The 18,092-nt window shown below is 60.2% G+C and carries 16 protein-coding genes; 1 reads left to right on the forward strand and 15 read right to left on the reverse strand.

The annotated features are described in order from the left end of the window. Positions 1-133: 133 nt before the first annotated feature. The 13 genes from dtd to hutC all read right to left on the reverse strand — a co-directional run bounded on the left by dtd (position 134) and on the right by hutC (position 15,360). Positions 134-571: a D-aminoacyl-tRNA deacylase gene (dtd, locus tag ACOYXJ_RS07475; protein ID WP_095120743.1), complete on the reverse strand. Its 438-nt coding sequence runs from the start codon at positions 569-571 to the stop codon at positions 134-136. Beyond that, complete coding sequence (gene pip, locus ACOYXJ_RS07480; RefSeq protein WP_008080611.1) at positions 568-1,539, reverse strand: prolyl aminopeptidase; 972 nt, start codon at positions 1,537-1,539, stop codon at positions 568-570. The genes dtd and pip overlap by 4 nt, the downstream gene beginning before the upstream one ends. Positions 1,540-1,711: 172 nt before the next feature. Next, positions 1,712-2,515, reverse strand: coding sequence for an N-formylglutamate deformylase (gene hutG / locus ACOYXJ_RS07485; RefSeq protein ID WP_460368725.1), 804 nt, complete (start codon positions 2,513-2,515; stop codon positions 1,712-1,714). A gap of 10 nt (positions 2,516-2,525) precedes the next feature. Then, a complete protein-coding gene (gene hutI / locus ACOYXJ_RS07490) occupies positions 2,526-3,731 on the reverse strand; it encodes an imidazolonepropionase (protein WP_460368727.1) in 1,206 nt (401 codons plus the stop codon). A gap of 452 nt (positions 3,732-4,183) precedes the next feature. Then, entirely contained in the window at positions 4,184-5,716 is a 1,533-nt protein-coding gene (hutH, locus tag ACOYXJ_RS07495) for a histidine ammonia-lyase (RefSeq protein ID WP_455806385.1), read from the reverse strand. A 116-nt stretch (positions 5,717-5,832) separates the two neighbouring features. Further along, complete coding sequence (gene hutH, locus ACOYXJ_RS07500; RefSeq protein ID WP_460368730.1) at positions 5,833-7,356, reverse strand: histidine ammonia-lyase; 1,524 nt, start codon at positions 7,354-7,356, stop codon at positions 5,833-5,835. A 140-nt stretch (positions 7,357-7,496) separates the two neighbouring features. Then, entirely contained in the window at positions 7,497-8,327 is an 831-nt protein-coding gene (locus tag ACOYXJ_RS07505; RefSeq protein ID WP_008080602.1) for a quaternary amine ABC transporter ATP-binding protein, read from the reverse strand. Beyond that, positions 8,324-9,175: an ABC transporter permease gene (locus tag ACOYXJ_RS07510; RefSeq protein WP_007949591.1), complete on the reverse strand. Its 852-nt coding sequence runs from the start codon at positions 9,173-9,175 to the stop codon at positions 8,324-8,326. Before ACOYXJ_RS07510 ends, ACOYXJ_RS07505 begins: the two co-directional genes overlap by 4 nt. 83 nt (positions 9,176-9,258) lie before the next feature. Beyond that, the gene (locus ACOYXJ_RS07515) at positions 9,259-10,227 is read right to left on the reverse strand and encodes an ABC transporter substrate-binding protein (RefSeq protein WP_095120748.1); all 969 of its coding nucleotides are present in this window, start codon (positions 10,225-10,227) and stop codon (positions 9,259-9,261) included. 70 nt (positions 10,228-10,297) lie between these two features. After that, complete coding sequence (locus ACOYXJ_RS07520) at positions 10,298-11,770, reverse strand: purine-cytosine permease family protein (RefSeq protein WP_401046785.1); 1,473 nt, start codon at positions 11,768-11,770, stop codon at positions 10,298-10,300. Between the two features lie 155 nt (positions 11,771-11,925). After that, positions 11,926-13,608: a urocanate hydratase gene (hutU, locus tag ACOYXJ_RS07525; RefSeq protein WP_150794150.1), complete on the reverse strand. Its 1,683-nt coding sequence runs from the start codon at positions 13,606-13,608 to the stop codon at positions 11,926-11,928. Between the two features lie 475 nt (positions 13,609-14,083). Beyond that, the gene (locus ACOYXJ_RS07530; RefSeq protein WP_150794151.1) at positions 14,084-14,653 is read right to left on the reverse strand and encodes a HutD/Ves family protein; all 570 of its coding nucleotides are present in this window, start codon (positions 14,651-14,653) and stop codon (positions 14,084-14,086) included. After that, the gene (gene hutC / locus ACOYXJ_RS07535) at positions 14,650-15,360 is read right to left on the reverse strand and encodes a histidine utilization repressor (RefSeq protein ID WP_163013658.1); all 711 of its coding nucleotides are present in this window, start codon (positions 15,358-15,360) and stop codon (positions 14,650-14,652) included. Before hutC ends, ACOYXJ_RS07530 begins: the two co-directional genes overlap by 4 nt. 146 nt (positions 15,361-15,506) lie before the next feature. Here hutC and ACOYXJ_RS07540 point away from each other — a divergent pair, with 146 nt between their 5' ends. Next, positions 15,507-16,871, forward strand: a complete 1,365-nt coding sequence (locus tag ACOYXJ_RS07540; RefSeq protein WP_460368734.1) for a formimidoylglutamate deiminase — start codon at positions 15,507-15,509, stop codon at positions 16,869-16,871. 123 nt (positions 16,872-16,994) lie between these two features. On the opposite strand, the gene ACOYXJ_RS07545 is transcribed toward ACOYXJ_RS07540, so the two are convergent. Together ACOYXJ_RS07545 and ACOYXJ_RS07550 are read right to left on the reverse strand one after the other, a co-directional pair. After that, positions 16,995-17,564, reverse strand: a complete 570-nt coding sequence (locus ACOYXJ_RS07545) for a lipocalin family protein (RefSeq protein ID WP_122609145.1) — start codon at positions 17,562-17,564, stop codon at positions 16,995-16,997. A 30-nt stretch (positions 17,565-17,594) separates the two neighbouring features. Then, a complete protein-coding gene (locus tag ACOYXJ_RS07550; protein ID WP_003220802.1) occupies positions 17,595-17,849 on the reverse strand; it encodes a hypothetical protein in 255 nt (84 codons plus the stop codon). Between the last annotated feature and the right edge of the window lie 243 nt (positions 17,850-18,092).

Here is an 18,092-nt window from a genome sequence, read left to right on the forward strand (position 1 = left end):
TCAGCGAACGCTGATCCCAGTGCGCGCGATTATCTAGTAGCCCGCATGACAACGCATCAGGGGTAACAAAGTATTTATCGCGAAAACACCCTAAAAACAGTCGAAATTTCCCAAAAAGGTGTTTCAAGCGCATTCAGGTCTGTAACAAAAAGGTAACCGGGCCATCGTTGACCAAATGCACCTGCATATCGGCGCCGAATCTACCTGATGCCACAGTGCCATGCACCTGTTTCGCACTGCTCAATAGATAGTCGAACAATTCCTCGCCCAAGGCTGGAGGCGCGGCCGTCGAAAAGCTCGGGCGCAACCCGCTTTTGGTGTCGGCCGCGAGGGTGAACTGCGAGACCAGCAACAACCCGCCACCGACATCGGCGAGGGACAAGTTCATCTTGCCCTCCGCATCACTGAATACCCGATAGTTAAGCAGCTTATGCAGAAGTTTGTCGGCGCTGGCACGCGTGTCGTCGGGTTCCACCGCTACCAGCACCAACAAACCATGATCAACGGCGCCAACCACCTCACCCGAGACTTCGACTCTTGCTGCGCTTACGCGCTGTAAAAGCCCTTTCATGCTTCTTCGGGCGGCAGGTCGAGCAGGCGCCGCGCCATGTTGCCCGCCGCACGCACCAGTGCATCGGTGATGCCCGGTTCAGAGGCCGCGTGGCCGGCATCACGGATCACCTGCAATTCGCTGTTCGGCCACGCTTGATGCAACTCCCAGGCGTTGTCGAGCGGGCAGATCACGTCGTAGCGACCGTGAATGATTACGCCCGGCAAATGGGCGATCTTGCCCATGTCGCGAATCAGCTGGTTCGGCTCAAGGAAGGCGTTGTTGGTGAAGTAGTGGCATTCGATCCGCGCGATCGACAGTGCACGCTGCGGCTCGGAGAAACGATCGACCACCAGCGGGTTCGGCCGCAGGGTCGCGGTGCGCCCTTCCCAGGTCGACCAGGCCTTGGCCGCGTGCATCTGCGCAATCTGATCGTTGCCGGTCAGGCGTTTGTGGAAAGCGCTGAGCAGGTCGTCGCGTTCGTCCAGCGGAATCGGCGCGATGTAGTCCTGCCAGTAATCAGGGAACAGACGGCTGGCGCCGGCCTGATAGAACCACTCGATTTCCTGCGGACGGCAGAGAAAGATCCCGCGCAGGATCAGACCGTGTACACGCTCAGGGTGGGTTTGCGCGTAAGCCAGCGCCAGGGTCGAACCCCACGAACCGCCGAACAGCACCCATTTGTCGATGCCCAAATGTTTGCGGATGCGCTCAAGGTCGGCGACCAGATCCCAGGTAGTGTTGTTTTCCAGGCTCGCGTGCGGCGTGGAGCGACCGCAGCCGCGCTGGTCGAAAGTGACAATGCGATACAGGTTCGGATCGAAATAGCGACGGCTCTGCGCGTCGCAACCGGCGCCGGGACCGCCGTGGATGAACACAACCGGCAAACCCTCCGGTGAACCGCTTTCGTCGACGTACAGCGTGTGGGTGTCATCGACAGCCAGATCGTGCCGGGCGTGAGGTTTGATCTGCGGAAACAAAGTCTGCATTGCGCGCTCCGTAAGGGGGTCGAGGTCATCCCTGGGGGGACTTCTATTATTCTGCCGTTGGGCATCATAAACCCGATTTACGTCAATGAGCATGCTCCGGGGCCTGATCGTTCCCACGCGGAGCGTGGGAACGATCAAGATCGCAGCCTTCGGCAGCTCCTACAGGGGTGAGTCAGCCGCGGTAGTGTTTTTCGCCCCAGGCCAGATAGCCCTGCAGCAATTCCTTGAGCACCACCCGCGTCGGCTCGGCCAGATCGGCGCGATAGCGGAACGGTTCGAACTCTTCCATGTAGGTGCTCTGGCACAACTCCAGTTGCACCGCGTGGATGTTCTCGGCCGGGTTGCCGTATTGGCGGGTGATGTGGCCGCCCTTGAAACGGCCGTTCAGGACATGGCTGTAGTTGCTGTGACCGGCGCAGATCGCTTCCAGCTGACTGGCCAGTTGTGGATCGCAACTGGCGCCGTTGAAAGTGCCAAGGTTGAAGTCCGGCAGTTTGCCGTCGAACAGATGCGGGATGATCGAACGGATCGAGTGTGCATCGAATAACAGTGCGTAACCGAACTCGGCCTTCAATCGCGCCAGCTCTTCTTGCAGCGTGCGGTGGTAAGGCGTCCAGATCTGCTCCAGATAAGTCGCGCGCTCTTCTTTCGACGGCTCGTGCCCTTCGCGGAACAACGGAATGCCATCGAACAGCGTCGCCGGGTACAGTCCGGTAGTGGCACCGGCGTACAGCGGTTTGTCGTCGGACGGACGATTCAAATCGATGACGAACCGCGAGTACTCAGCCGCCAACGTGCTCGCGCCCAATTCTTCGGCGAAGTCGTACAGCTGCGGAATGTGCCAGTCGGTGTCCGGCAGGCTTTTCGCGTCCGCGATCAATCCGGCCTCCACCGCAGACGTTAACCGCACCCCGGCATGCGGCATGCTGATCAGCAACGGCACGCGCCCTTGTTTGAAGTTCAGAACCTTATCCACAACCGCTCTCCTACAGACTTGATTCGACGCCGTGACGCACGACGCGTTTGTCCAGATCACCGCCGAGCCAATAGGCCAGATCCGCCGGACGATCAATGTGCCAGGCAACGAAATCCGCGACCTTGCCGACTTCCAGCGATCCGTGGGTGTCGGCCATTCCCAGCGCTTGCGCAGCGTGAATCGTCGCGCCGGCCAAGGCTTCTTCCGGGGTCATGCGGAAACAGGTGCAGGCCATGTTCAACATCAGCCGCAATGACAGCGCCGGCGAGGTGCCGGGGTTGAGGTCACTGGCAATGGCGATTTTCACTTTGTGTTTGCGCAGGGCGTCCATCGGTGGCAACTGGGTTTCACGCAGGAAATAGAACGCGCCCGGCAGCAGCACCGCGACGGTGTCGGCTTCGGCCATGGCGATGGCGTCGGCTTCGTCCATGAACTCCAGGTGATCGGCGGACAGCGCCTTGTAACGCGCGGCAAGACTGGAGCCATGCAGCGACGACAGTTGTTCGGCATGCAGTTTCACTGGCAGACCGAGTTTTTGTGCGGCGATGAACACGCGCTCGACTTGCTCTGGTGAGAACGCCAGGTATTCGCAGAAGGCATCTACGGCGTCGACCAGACCTTCAGCAGCCAACGCAGGCAGCATTTCGGTGCAGATCAGATTGATGTAGTCGTCGGCGCGATCTTTGTATTCGGGCGGCAACGCGTGGGCCGCCAGGCAGGTGCTGCGCACGCTGATCGGCAGCTCTCTTTCCAAGCGACGGATGACGCGGAGGATCTTGCGCTCGTTGGCCAGATCAAGACCGTAGCCGGATTTCATTTCGACCGTGGTCACGCCGTCGCGCATCAGGCTTTTCAGGCGTTTGGCGGCACTGGCGAACAGTTCGTCTTCAGTGGCTTCGCGAGTCGCACGCACGGTGCTGGCGATGCCGCCGCCGGACGCCGCGATCTCGGCGTAGCTGACACCTTGCAGGCGCTTTTCGAACTCGCCGCTGCGGTTGCCGCCGAACACCGTGTGGGTGTGGCAGTCGATCAGGCCGGGGGTGACCCATGCGCCTTGCAGGTCGTTGACCGCCGGGTATTCGCCGGATGGCAGTTGATGGCGCGGGCCGATCCACTCAATGAGCGCACCGGACGTCACGATGGCCGCATCTTCGATGATCGAGTAGACGCCCTGCGCCATGGTTGCGACGTGGCAGTGTTGCCAGAGGGTTTTCACTGTTGGCCTCCGTTGGGGCTGGTTTGGTGGGCGGCCCTGAAAAGCCCCTCACCCTAGCCCTCTCCCGGAGGGAGAGGGGACTGACCGGGTTGTTCTGTCGAGGTACGCCGACCTGAAAGTCTTGAGCCGAACTCAGGTCTTGAAACTCACCGAGATCGACTTCCTTTTCCCTCTCTCACAGGGACGAAAAAGGACTGACCGTTGTTCTGTCGAGGTACATCGACCTGAAAATCTTGAGCCAAACTCAGGCTCTGAAAACCACGAGGATCTGCTCTAGAAGAAGGACTGACCGGGTTGTTATGTCGAGGTACAGCGACCGGAAAATCTCGAGCCGAACTCAGGCCTTGAAAACCATGAAGATCGGCTCCCTTCCCCCTCTCCCCCCTGGGGGAGAGGGCTGGGGTGAGGGGGATCGATTTCACTAACAACAAAGCTTCCCCCTGAATACCCACTTACAGACTAGGCAAAAGCTCCGCCGAAACCAGCTCAGTCAAACACCGCGAAGCCAACAGTTCAGTCGCCGCATTGATGTCCGGAGCAAAAAACCGGTCCTTCTCATAAAACGGCACTTCCTTACGCAGAATCGCCCGGGCCTGTTCCAGCTTCGCCGAGGTCTTCAGACCGTTGCGCAGATCCAGGCCCTGCACCGCCGCCAGCCATTCCACCGCGAGAATGCCGCGAGTGTTTTCGGCCATTTCCCACAGACGTTTGCCGGCCGCCGGGGCCATCGATACGTGGTCTTCCTGGTTGGCCGAAGTCGGCAGACTGTCCACCGAATGCGGATGCGACAACGCCTTGTTCTCGCTGGCCAGTGCAGCCGCAGTCACCTGGGCAATCATGAAGCCGGAGTTCACCCCACCATTGGCGACGAGGAACGGCGGCAGTTGCGACATGTGCTTGTCCATCATCAGCGAGATGCGGCGCTCGCTCAGCGAGCCGATTTCAGCGATGGCCAGCGCCATGTTGTCAGCGGCCATGGCCACCGGTTCGGCGTGGAAGTTACCGCCGGAAATCACGTCACCTTCAGCGGCGAAGACCAACGGGTTGTCGGAAACGGCGTTGGCTTCAACGGCCAACACTTCAGCGGCCTGACGGAACTGGGTCAGGCAAGCGCCCATGACTTGCGGCTGGCAACGCAGCGAATACGGATCCTGAACCTTCTCGCAGTTCTGGTGCGAGTCAGAGACTTCGCTGCGCTCACCGAGCAGATCACGGTATGCAGCGGCAGCGTCGATCTGACCTTTTTGGCCTCGAGCCGCGTGAATGCGTGCATCGAACGGCGAGCGCGAGCCCAATACCGCTTCAACGGTCAGACCGCCCAGCGCCAGTGCGCCCGCGAACAAGTCTTCACCTTCAAACAGACCACGCAGCGCGAACGCCGTGGAAACCTGAGTACCGTTGAGCAGCGCCAGACCTTCTTTCGCGGCCAGAGTCAGCGGGGTCAGGCCAGCAACTTTCAGCGCTTCAGTAGCTTCCATCCACTCGCCCTTGTAACGCGCCTTGCCCTCGCCCAGCAGCACCAGCGACATATGCGCCAGCGGTGCCAGATCACCCGAAGCGCCGACCGAACCCTTCAGCGGAATGTGCGGATAAACCTCGGCATTGATCAGCGCGATCAGCGCATCGATCACCACACGGCGAATACCGGAGAAACCACGGCTGAGGCTGTTGACCTTGAGCACCATGATCAGCCGCACCAGTTCATCGCTGATCGGCTGGCCAACACCGGCGGCGTGGGACAACACCAGCGAGCGCTGGAGATTTTCCAGGTCTTCGCTGGCGATGCGGGTCGAGGCCAGCAGGCCGAAACCGGTGTTGATGCCGTAAGCGGTGCGATTCTCGGCGAGGATCTGCTCGACGCAGGCGACGCTGGCTTCGATCTGCGCCGAGGCGCTGTTGTCGAGCGTCAGCTTGACCGGGTTCTGGTAGACGTCACGCAGTTGGGCCAGGCTCAGTTGGCCGGGAATCAGGTTCAGCGCAGTCATTAAAATGCTCCTTTTGAGAGTTTGTTATTAACTACCAGTCGCTCCGGAGCATTCCGTTATCCGTCGCCTCTCGCCTTCTGAGCGATCCGCGCCTTGGCACGCTGGTATGGGTATTGTCAGTGCAGATTCGGTAATACGTTGTGCAGCGAATTCGGGTTTTTCAAAACGTTCGCGGCGGCGGCGATATCCGGCGCCAGCCAGCGATCCTGGTCGTAGGCAGGAACCGTTTCGCGCAGCAGTCGCCACGCGCGGTCAGTGCCCGCACCAAAGTGCTGTTCCTTGAGGAATTCAAACGCCTGCGCCGCCAGCAGATATTCGATGGCGAGGATCTGCGTGCAGTTTTCCAGCGCGCGATGCAGCTTCAGCGCGGCGTTGGTGCCCATGCTCAAGTGATCTTCCTGCAGGCCCGAGGTGATGTAGTTGTCGAGCACCGCCGGTTGCGCCAATTGGCGGTTTTCCGCACACAGCGATGCGGCGACGTATTGGACGATCATCATCCCGGAGTTCACCCCCGGATTGGCCACCAGAAACGCCGGCAAACCACTGACATGCGGGTTGACCAGACGATCGAGGCGACGCTCGGCAATCGAGCCGATTTCGGCCATGGCAATCGCCAGCAGGTCCGCCGCCATCGCCACCGATTGCCCGTGCGGGTTGGCTTGCGACATCACCCGGAAGTTGTCCGGTGTGCCGAGCAACAGCGGGTTATCGGTGCAGCCGTTGAGTTCGGCTTCGACCTGTTTGATCGCATGTTCCAGTTGATCCCGCGCAGCGCCGTGCACCTGCGGGATCGAGCGGATGCTCAGCGCATCCTGAGTACGAATGCCTTTGCTCGACGCGATCACTTCACTGCCATCGAGCAAGGCGCGCAGATTGATGCCGACCTGCTGCATGCCCGGGTGCGGTTTCAGCGCGATGATCTCGGCATCGAACGCGTCGATCTGACCGCGCTGCGCTTCGAAACTCATCGCGCCGATCACATCGGCCCATTGCACCAATCGCGTTGCGTCGGCAATCGCCAGACAGCTGAGGCCGGTCATGCACGGCGTGCCGTTGACCAGGCACAAACCGTCCTTCGCACCCAGTTGCACCGGTTGCAGGCCTTCTTCGGCCAGCGCCTGTTGCGCCGAAGTGATCTGGCCGCGATAGCTGACATTGCCGACGCCGAGCAGCGTGATACCGATGTGCGCCATGTGCGTCAGGTAACCGACCGAGCCTTGCGACGGAACCTGCGGGGTGATGCCGCGATTGAGCAGTGCCAGCAGCGCTTCGACGACCCGGCGATGAATGCCGGATTTGCCGTGGCTGTAGTTGTGAATCGCCGCGCAGATGATCGCGCGGGCCTGCTCATCGGCGAGCACCGGGCCGACGCCGCAGGCGTGGCTGAGCAAGGTGTTGCGCGAGAGCTGGCTGAGCTGTTCGTCTTGCAGCGAGACGTTGGACAAACCGCCCAGGCCGGTGTTGACGCCATAAGCGCGTTCGCCGCTTTCGACGATGCGCTGGACGATGCCTTGGGCGTTTTCGATGCGCGCCCAGGTGTCGCTGGACAGCTCAAGTTGAGCACCGTGACGAGCGACGGCGACCACGTCCTGCCAACGCAGGGGGGCGCCGGTGATAACGATTTTTTCAGCCTGGGACATCTAAAACCTCTTGAACTAGATCGTTCCCACGCTCTGCGTGGGAATGCCGCCTGGGACGCTCCGCGTCCCGATTTCTGCTCTGTGCAGGGTGACGCGGAGCGTCACGGGATGCATTCCCACGCAGAGCGTGGGAACGAGCGTCAGACCACCGCCGCCCGCCGCTGCACAAACCGGTCAACGTACTCATCCGCCGGCGAATGCAGAATCTCTCTCGGCGTACCAACCTGAATCAACTTCCCATCCTTGAGAATCGCAATGCGATTACCAATACGCACCGCCTCGTCGAGGTCGTGAGTGATGAAGACGATGGTCTTGTGCAACGTCTTTTGCAGCTCCAGCAACTGATCCTGCATCTCGGCGCGGATCAGCGGGTCCAGCGCACTGAACGCTTCGTCCATCAGGATGATGTCGGTGTCCGCCGCCAAGGCGCGGGCCAAGCCAACACGCTGACGCATGCCGCCGGAGAGCTGGTGCGGGTATTTGTTTTCGTAGCCTTTGAGGCCCACGGTGTTGATCCAGTGCAGCGCGCGTTCCGCGCACATTTGCTTGCTCTCGCCACGCACTTTCAAGCCGTAGGCGACATTGTCGAGCACGCTCTTGTGCGGCAGCAGGCCGAAGCTCTGGAACACCATGCTGATCTTGTGCCGGCGAAATTCGCGCAGGGCATCCATGTCGTATTGCAGGATGTCGACGCCATCGACGAGGATCGCGCCGCTGGTCGGGTCGATCAGCCGATTGAAGTGGCGCACCAGCGTCGATTTGCCGGAGCCGGACAGGCCCATGATCACGAAGATCTCGCCAGTGCCGATGCTCAGCGACAGGTCATTAACGCCGACCACACAACCGGTCTCGCTCAGCACCTGATCCTTGGTCTTGCCCTGACCGACCATGGCCAGCGCATCCTTGGCGCGGTTGCCGAAAATCTTGAAGACGTTTTTGACTTCGATCTTGCTCACGGTTGCGTTGCTCATTTGCTCACCTCATGCCGTGGCCGACCGTACGCCTGAGTAATGCGGTCGATGACCACTGCGAGAATCACGATCGCCAGACCAGCCTCGAGGCCACGTCCGACGTTGAGGGTCTGAATCCCCACCAGCACATCTTCACCCAGACCGCGGGCGCCGATCATCGAGGCGATCACCACCATCGACAGGGCCATCATGGTGGTCTGGTTGATCCCGGCCATGATGCTTGGCAGGGCCAGCGGCAATTGCACGCCGAACAGTTGCTGCCAGCGGTTGGCGCCGAACGCGTTGATCGCTTCCATGACTTCGCCGTCGACCTGGCGAATACCCAGATCGGTCAGGCGAATCAGCGGTGGCGCGGCGTAGATCACTGTGGCGAAAATCGCCGGCACCTTGCCCAGGCCGAACAGCATAAGCACCGGAATCAGGTACACGAAACTTGGCATGGTTTGCATGATGTCGAGCAGCGGCATCAGCACCGAGCGCAGGCGATTGCTGCGCGCCGAGAGAATCCCCAGCGGAATGCCGATCAGCACCGAGATGATCGTCGCGACCATCATCAGCGCCAGGGTCTGCATGAGCTTGTCCCACAGGCCAACAGCACCGACGAGGAACAGCAGACCGACGATGACTGCTGTGGTTACGACTTTACGCGTGGCGTGCCAGGCAACCACACCGACGATGGCCAGCATCAACCACCACGGCGCCGCACGCAGCAGGCCTTCGAGGTTGACGATGGCCCACAGCAGCGTGTCAGAGATGTGGCGGAACACATCACCGTAGTTGGTGACCAGCGAATCGACCCAACCGTTGACCCAGTCGGCGATGGAAAAGGTAAAGCTTTCGGGAAACATAAGCGGCTCTCAATCAGAAATCTCAATCAAGCGTTTACGGCATATCTCCCGGCCAGCCTCACGGTTGACCGGGAGGTATCGACCTACAGCGCCGCGTCGATTTTCCTGGCAGCGTCTTCACTGACCCACGCATGCCAGACCTCAGGATGTTCCTTGAGGAAGATTTTCGCCAGTTTTGGCGACTCGATACGTTCCTTGGCCATGCGGCCCAGGTTTTGGTTCAGCAGGTCGATCGGCAGATTGACCTTTTCCAGCACGGCGACCAGTTCCGGGGCTTCGTCGTGGAAGGTTTTCGACAGGCCGACCTTGATGCTCACGGTCTTGTCTACGCCCGGTTTTTCTTCGAGTTTGACCAGATCCACCTGGCCCATCAGCGGGGTTGGCGACCAGTAGTAAAACAGGATCGGCTCGCCACGCTTGTAGCTCGACAGCACTGCCGCATCCAGCGCCGGGCCAGTGCCCGGACGGAAGTTGGTGTAGCTGCTTTCGAGGCCGTAGCTTTTCAGCATTTCGCTGTTGTCGAGTTCGCAGGTCCAGCCGGCCGGGCAGTTGTAGAAACGGCCCTTGGACGGCTCTTCGGCGTCCTTGAACACGGCGGCGTACTTGCCCAGATCAGCGATGTTTTTCAGGTCAGGGGCTTTGGGTTCGAGCTTGCGCTTGGCATCGCCCTCGATCACGTAACGCGGCACGTACCAGCCTTCCACCGCGCCAACGACAGGTGCGCCGACACCGACAACCTTGCCGGCCTTCTCGGCCTTGTTCCAGACCTCGCTGCGGCCGACCCACTCTTCGGCGAACACTTGAATATCGTTGCTGCTCAGGGCGTTTTCCATGGTGATGGAGTTGCCCGGCAGGCTGTCGGTCTTGCAGTCGTAACCTTTTTCCAGCACCACTTGCAGGACGTCGGTCAGCAGCATGCCGCTTTCCCAGTTCAGACCGGCGAATTTCACCGGTTTGCCCGATTCGCACCAGCCGGCGGCTTGCGTCGCACCGGCACTGGCCAACAGGCCCATGGACAGCAATGTGGTCAGCAGGGTCTTGTTCGATTTCATTGTTGTGACGCTCCTAATCATGAATTGGCTTACGGCAGTCAAGAGGCATCCAGCCCTGTCCACGTCCAAATCAGGCCTGCGCCGCAGCGCGACCGGCCCCGCTTGTTTTAGGTTGTACAACGCTGTTCTGCTCGACCGGCAGAATCAGTTGATCGGGTACCGCGCTGTGCCATTTTTTTGCGCACACGTAGTAGACGGCAGCTGGCAACACCAGGCCGATGATCCAGGAAATGTCCACATCACCGAGGGCGGCCACCAACGGGCCGGTGTAGAACTTGGTGGAGATGAACGGCAGCTGCACCAGCACACCGAACACATAAACGCTGATGCCGAGCAGGTTCCAGCGACCGTAGCGACCGTTCGGATCGGCCAGTGCCGGCACGTCATAACGCTCGCGGGTGATGCAGTAGTAATCCACCAGGTTGATCGCGCTCCACGGGGTGAAGAAGGCGAGCAGGAACAGGATGAAAGACTTGAACGCCCCGAGGAACGAGTGCTGACCGAGCAACGCGATCAGGGTGGCTGCGCCAACGATCACCAGCACAAACACCAGACGCTGCATGCGCGTAACGGTCAGGTGCCCCTTGAAACCACTGATGATGGTCGCGATGCACATGAAGCTGCCGTAGGAGTTAAGCGTCGAGATGGTCACCTTGCCGAACGCGATGCTGAAGTACAGCAGCGCAGCGGTGGCACCGGTGCCGCCCAGGCCGACGATGTAGGCAACTTCGTGACCGGCGAACTGGCCGTTGGCCGAAGCCGCAGCAAAGACGCCGAGGATCATCGCCACTTGCGCACCGACCACCGAACCGGCACCGGCGGCGAAGAAGGTTTTCACCGCCGAGGTGTTGCTCGGCAGGTAACGGGAATAGTCAGCCACGTAAGGGCCGAAAGCGATCTGCCAGGAGGCCGCGAGCGACACCGCGAGGAGGAAACTGCTCCAGCTGAAATGACGGATTTGCAGAAGTGCACCGACGTCGGTCTGGCTCATCAGACGCCAGAACAGGAACACGAAAGCGATCACGCCAATCACGCTGGCGACACGGCCGATCCAGTGGATCACCCGATAACCGAGCACCGTGACCAACACAATGACGCTGGCGAAAATCAGGATGCCGACGCTGTCGCTGACGTTAAACAACTGACCCAGCGCCTGACCGGAAAGCACGGTGCCCGTCGCGGTGAAGCCCAGGTACATCAGGCACACCAGCACGATCGGGATCGCCGCACCGTAAACGCCAAACTGCACACGGCTGGAGATCATCTGCGGCAAGCCAAGCTTCGGCCCTTGCGCCGCGTGCAGCGCCATCACGCCACCGCCGAGCAATTGACCGATCAACAGACCGATCAACGACCAGAACACATCACCGCCGAGCACCACGGCCAAGGCCCCGGTGACAATCGCGGTGATCTGCAGGTTGGCGCCCATCCACAGGGTGAACTGGCTAAACAGACGACCGTGTCTTTCCGCTTCCGGGATGTAGTCGATCGAACGCCTTTCGATCAACGGTTTGTTGCCTGCACGATCGGTGTTGACAGCCATGATTCAACCTCTGTGGATTGTTCCGGGTTTTGTTCTTTTTTGGCTTTTGCTTTTGTAGGAGTGAGCCTGCTCGCGATGGCGGTGTGTCAGTCAGCACATTTGCTGATTGTGCCGGCCTCATCGCGAGCAGGCTCACTCCTACAGGGGTTTTGCGGTTATTTACCGGTAATCATCGGCAGGTTCAGCCCCTGTTCCTTGGCGCAGTCGATGGCGATCTGGTAACCGGCATCGGCATGACGCATAACGCCGGTGGCCGGGTCGTTGTGCAGCACGCGCGCAATGCGCTCGGCCGCTTCGTCCGTACCGTCGCAAACAATCACCATGCCCGAGTGCTGCGAGAAGCCCATGCCGACGCCGCCGCCGTGGTGCAGGGAAACCCAAGTCGCGCCGCTCGCGGTGTTCAACAGAGCGTTGAGCAGCGGCCAGTCGGACACGGCGTCGGAACCGTCCTGCATCGATTCGGTTTCACGGTTCGGGCTGGCCACCGAGCCGGAGTCGAGGTGGTCGCGACCGATCACGATCGGCGCCGACAGCTCACCGCTGCGGACCATTTCGTTGAACGCCAGACCGAGCTTGGCGCGCAGGCCCAGGCCGACCCAGCAGATACGTGCCGGCAGACCCTGGAAGCTGATGCGCTCACGGGCCATGTCCAGCCAGTTGTGCAGGTGGGCGTCGTCCGGGATCAGCTGTTTGACCTTGGCGTCGGTTTTGTAGATGTCTTGCGGATCGCCCGACAGCGCCGCCCAACGGAACGGGCCGATGCCACGGCAGAACAGCGGACGGATGTAAGCCGGTACGAAGCCCGGAAAATCGAACGCGTTTTCGACGCCTTCTTCCTGCGCCATCTGACGGATGTTGTTGCCGTAGTCGAAGGTCGGGATGCCTTGCTTCTGGAATTCCAGCATGGCTTTGACGTGCACGGCCATCGACTGTTTGGCGGCTTTGATTACAGCAGCCGGTTCGGTCTTGGCGCGGGCGCGGTACTCGTCCCAGGTCCAGCCCGCCGGCAGGTAGCCGTTGAGCGGGTCGTGGGCGCTGGTCTGGTCGGTGACCATGTCCGGGCGCACACCACGCTTGACCAGTTCCGGCAGAATTTCTGCGGCATTACCCAGCAGGGCGATGGAGATCGCTTTGCCTTCCTTGGTGTATTTATCGATGCGCGCCAGGGCGTCGTCGAGGTCTTTGGCTTGCTCGTCGACGTAACGGCTTTTCAGACGGAAATCGATGCTGACCTGCTGGCATTCGATGTTCAGCGAGCATGCGCCGGCCAAAGTTGCCGCCAGAGGTTGTGCGCCGCCCATGCCACCGAGGCCGGCGGTCAGGACCCACTTACCGGTGAGGTTGTCGTTGTAGTGCTGGCGACCGGCCTCAACGAAGGTTTCGTAGGTGCCTTGAACGATGCCTTGGCTGCCGATGTAGATCCAGCTGCCGGCGGTCATCTGGCCGTACATGGCCAGGCCTTTGGCGTCGAGTTCGTTGAAGTGTTCCCAGCTCGCCCAGTGTGGGACGAGGTTGGAGTTGGCGATCAGTACACGCGGGGCATTGCTGTGAGTCTTGAACACGCCGACCGGCTTGCCGGATTGCACCAGCAGGGTCTCGTCGTCATTCAGGTTGGTCAGGCTCTCAACGATCTTGTCGTAGCACTCCCAGTTACGCGCGGCGCGACCGATACCACCGTAAACCACCAGCTCTTTCGGGTTCTCGGCGACCTCCGGGTCGAGGTTGTTCATCAGCATGCGCAGCGGCGCTTCGGTCAGCCAGCTCTTGGCGGTCAGCTTGTTGCCGCGGGCAGCGCGGATCTCAACGTTGCGAAACTTTGTAGGCTTATTGTCAGTCACGAAAAAGACTCCTCAGCGATCAATTCAAACCAACCCTGGCAGTGGGCAAGCAGCCTGTGCGCTTCGATGCGCGACAAGCGAATCAGTGGACGCTGCGGAGAGTCTCGAGCGACTCATACGCATACGTCTTTACTTGTACATACAAGCATATGCAATCAAGCGGCCAACTTATTGGAGAGTCGTTCAAGAAAAATTGCGGACAGGGCTGGAGGGCGCCTGAATCGAGGGTTCTGGCGTGGATGAAATTTTTTGCGGGAGTATTTTGGGGAGTTGAGGGATTGTTACGAGAGCGTGATTTTGCGCCACGCTGGGGCGTTCGGTAACAAGTTGGTGCGTGAAGGGAAACAGGATGCCGGATCGTTCCCACGCTCTGCGTGGTAACGCCGCCACGAACGCTCCGCGTTCGCTTGTGACGCAGAGCGTCACGAGATGCATGCCCACGCAGAGCGTGGGAACGATCAGGAAAGAGGATTAACTAGCGAGCTATCAGTTCGATCACGCAGCAAGCGGCGTTTGTGGAGACTTCGGCCAGCCCACTGTTACCGTCCAGTTGCAGACAATCATGTCGCCCCAACTGCGATGTGCTGTCGCCAACCGCCACTTCCAACAGCTCACTGACACTGAACACCAACACCGTCCCCGCCGAGCTGAAGAACCGCTGTTCACCGTCCAGCCACTGCAACCGTGCGCTGTAACGCTGTGGCGCGTAAATCAGGTTGAAGTCGCGAATCGCGCCACCGAGCAAAGTGCAAGACACCTGGCTTTCCCCGCTGAAGGCGAAAGGGTCGAGCGGTAACAGCGGCCGCGTATCGTCGCCATCAACGCACAAGGTCATGCCGTCACCTTGCAACACTGTGATCACCCGCTGGTAACCGGCGAAAGTCGAAAAACCGCCCGACTCGGCGATGTCGGCAATCGACAGGCGCCAGCCGAAACCATCCAGCCCTGCACCGGCATCACGAGTGATTTCCTCAGTGCTGCCGCCGCCGTTTTTCCACGGCATGCGCGGGTAGCCTTCGGCGCGTAAAACCTTAAGTGCACTCATTTATGGAACCGACCTTCCAAACGATGACGAGAACCTGGATGAATCAATCGCGCCGCCGTTACCGGCTGACGCCCCGACCACGTGCGGCGACGAATCAGCAGGCACGGCTCGCCCTTTTCAATCTGCAGCAACTTGCATTCGGACGGCTCGGCCAGAATCGCTTCGACCACATGCTCGCCTTCGGTCAGCGGCGCCACTTGGTTCAGATAGGCGTAAGGCGTTTGCAGGGTGAAGTCCTGCTTGAGGTATTCCGGAGCCACCAGCGCGTTGACAAAACGGTCTTCGATTTGCACCGGAATATCGTTTTCGTAATGCACGATCAGCGAGTGGAAGACCTTCTGCCCTTCACGCATGTCCAGCGCCAGCGCGCGCTCGGAACCGGCGGCCTCTTCTTCAAGGGTGATGACCTGACAGGTGTGGCGATGACCACGGGAAGCGATTTCGTCGGCGATGTTGTGCACTTCGAACAGCGCGGACTGGCTCTTCGGTTCAGCGACGAAGGTGCCGACGCCTTGCATGCGTACCAACAGACCGTCGGCGGTCATCTCACGCAAGGCGCGGTTGATGGTCATGCGGCTGAAGCCGAGTTGATTGACCAGCTCGCTCTCGGACGGCACGCGGTAGTGCGGCGGCCAGTTTCCGCTGTCGATCTGCTGGGTGATCATCTGTTTGACGCGGGCGTACAAGGGCGCCGGACTGTCGCCCATGTTCGCGGCCAACGGGGAGACTGGAGGCGGAGTCGGCACGGTGGATCCCTGTTCTTTGGATGAAAGTGGCTAGCTTGCCGGAGTTTACCGAGCAGGCAAACGTCTGTATATGTATATACAAATAACACACGATGGGGTGCTGAACCATGTCCGCCTTCTTTGCCGAACGCGCGCTGCTGCCTAACGGATGGGCCAACAATGTACGTCTTGAGGTCAGTGCCGATGGCCTGTTGACCCAAATCCAGGCCGATTCCACCGCAGATGGCGCCGAACGGCTGAGCGGTCCGTTGCTGCCGGGCATGCCTAATTTGCATTCCCACGCCTTCCAGCGGGCGATGGCGGGTCTGGCCGAAGTGGCCGGCAACCCCAACGACAGTTTCTGGACCTGGCGCGATCTGATGTATCGGCTCGTCGGAAAAATCAGCCCGGATCAGCTCGGCGTGATTGCCCGGCAGCTGTACATCGAAATGCTCAAGGCCGGTTACACCTCCGTCGCTGAATTTCACTACGTGCACCACGACAGTAATGGTCAACCTTATGCGGATCCGGCGGAGCTGGCGCTGCGCATCAGCCAGGCCGCGAGTGAAAGCGGTATCGGCCTGACCCTGCTGCCAGTGCTCTACAGCCACTCTGGCTTTGGCGGCCAGACGCCGAATGACGGCCAGCGCCGCTTTATCAACAGCAGCGAAAATTACCTGAATCTGCAATCGCGTTTGCAGCCGTTACTGGCGCAGCAAAAGGCGCAGTCGCTGGGCCTGTGCTTCCACTCGTTGCGCGCGGTGACCCCGCAGCAGATCAGCGAAGTATTGGCGGCCAGCGACAAGCAATGCCCGATTCACATTCACATCGCCGAACAGCAAAAAGAAGTCGACGACTGCCTGAGCTGGAGCGGTCGGCGTCCGCTGCAATGGCTGTACGAAAATACCGAGGTCGATCAGCGCTGGTGTCTGGTTCACGCCACTCACGCCAACCCGGAAGAAGTCACGCTGATGGCCAAGAGTCGCGCCATTGCCGGGCTGTGCCTGACCACTGAAGCGAATCTGGGCGACGGGATTTTCCCGGCGGTGGACTTCCTCGCTCAGGGCGGGCGCATGGGCATCGGTTCCGACAGCCATGTGTCGCTCAGTGTGGTGGAGGAACTGCGTTGGCTGGAATACGGCCAGCGTCTGCGCGATCAGCGACGTAACCGTTTGTATGGCGCAGATCAGCCGATGGTCGGGCGCACGCTGTATGACGCGGCGCTGGATGGCGGCGCGCAAGCGTTGGGGCAGCCGATTGGTGCGTTGGAAGTGGGCAAGCGCGCGGACTGGATTGTGCTCGATGGCAGCGATCCGTATCTAGCGACGGCGAGCGGTGACGGGATTTTGAATCGCTGGTTGTTTGCCGGCGGCGATCGGCAGGTGCGCGATGTGCTGGTCAATGGTCAGTGGGTGGTGCGTGAAGGGCGGCATGCCGGGGAAGAGGACAGCGCTCGCGCCTTCACCCAAGTCCTGCGCGAACTTCTGGGCTGACACCTGATCGTTCCCATGCTCTGCGTGGGAATGCAGCCCGGGACGCTCTGCGTCCCAAAAGCGGACGCAGAGCGTCCATTGAGACACTCCCACGCGGAGCGTGGGAGCGATCAGGATGGGTGATTAATTAGAAGTCTTGGCCATCTGCCGATCCGACGCGCGCCAGATCAGTCGCGTAGTGTCATACCCCTGCTGACGCGCCTTGCTCAGCAGCTCTTCACGCACCACACCGTTGACGGTTGGTGTGCGCGACAGCAGCCACATGTACTTGCGACTCGGGTCGCCGACGATGGCGGTCTTGTAATCATCGCTGACGTACAGCACCCAATATTCGCCTTTCGCCACGCCCGGGATCAGGCGCGAGAACCAGGTGTCGAATTCCACCCAAAGCTTGTCAGTCTTGCCCGGCACCTGTGGATAGGCCGTGCCCTTGGCCTCTTCCCACTGCCAATCCGGAGTCAGGCAGCGATTGAGCACCGCGACATTACCGTCAGGCTTGAGGGTGTAATGGGCTTCGGATTGCGCGCAATGGCGCTGGAAGTACATCGGCAAGCGCGCCAGTTCATACCAGGTGCCCTGATAACGCTTGAGATTGACGCTGTTGACGGTTTTCGGCGCCAACGGGTCGACGCCGGAAGTGGCGCAGCCGGCCAGTACCAGGCCGGCAAAAAGGATCAGCAATAACCGCTTCATTTTTCTTCTCCGTGGGCGCGAAGCCCCGGTTTACTTCAGGCCTTGGCCGGAAAACATCAGCACTTTGTCACCGGCGTATTGCACGCTGATAAAGCTGTTCTTGTCGCCCCAGGTGCAACTGGACATGCCGAGCGCGCCCGAGCAATCGGTGGGCTTGCCGAGCAGAGTCTCGACTTCGGCCTTGGCCATACCGGCCGAGAGCTTCGAATAGTTTTCCTGATTGACCTTGCTGCATGCGGCCAGCAGCACGCAAAACGTCAGAAGGGCGATAGATCGCAGCGACATGGTGTAACTCCTGGAACGAGGGGGGATGGCATGGTGCCAACCAGAAGCTTAGAAGAGAAAACCCTCATCTGGTTCCGTGGCTGGACGGCTATTTATTAGCCCGCTCGTCTGGCATTTGCCGATAAATCAGCCACTTTGTAACGCTATTGAGCATTTCGTCGCATTTCGCCAAAGACGCCTAATCTTTGGCGCGACGCAGTCGACATAAAAGCAGCGCAAAGCCCCCAAGTGTGGCAAATTGCC

The organism is Pseudomonas sp. Tul2A7, from assembly GCF_054790505.1.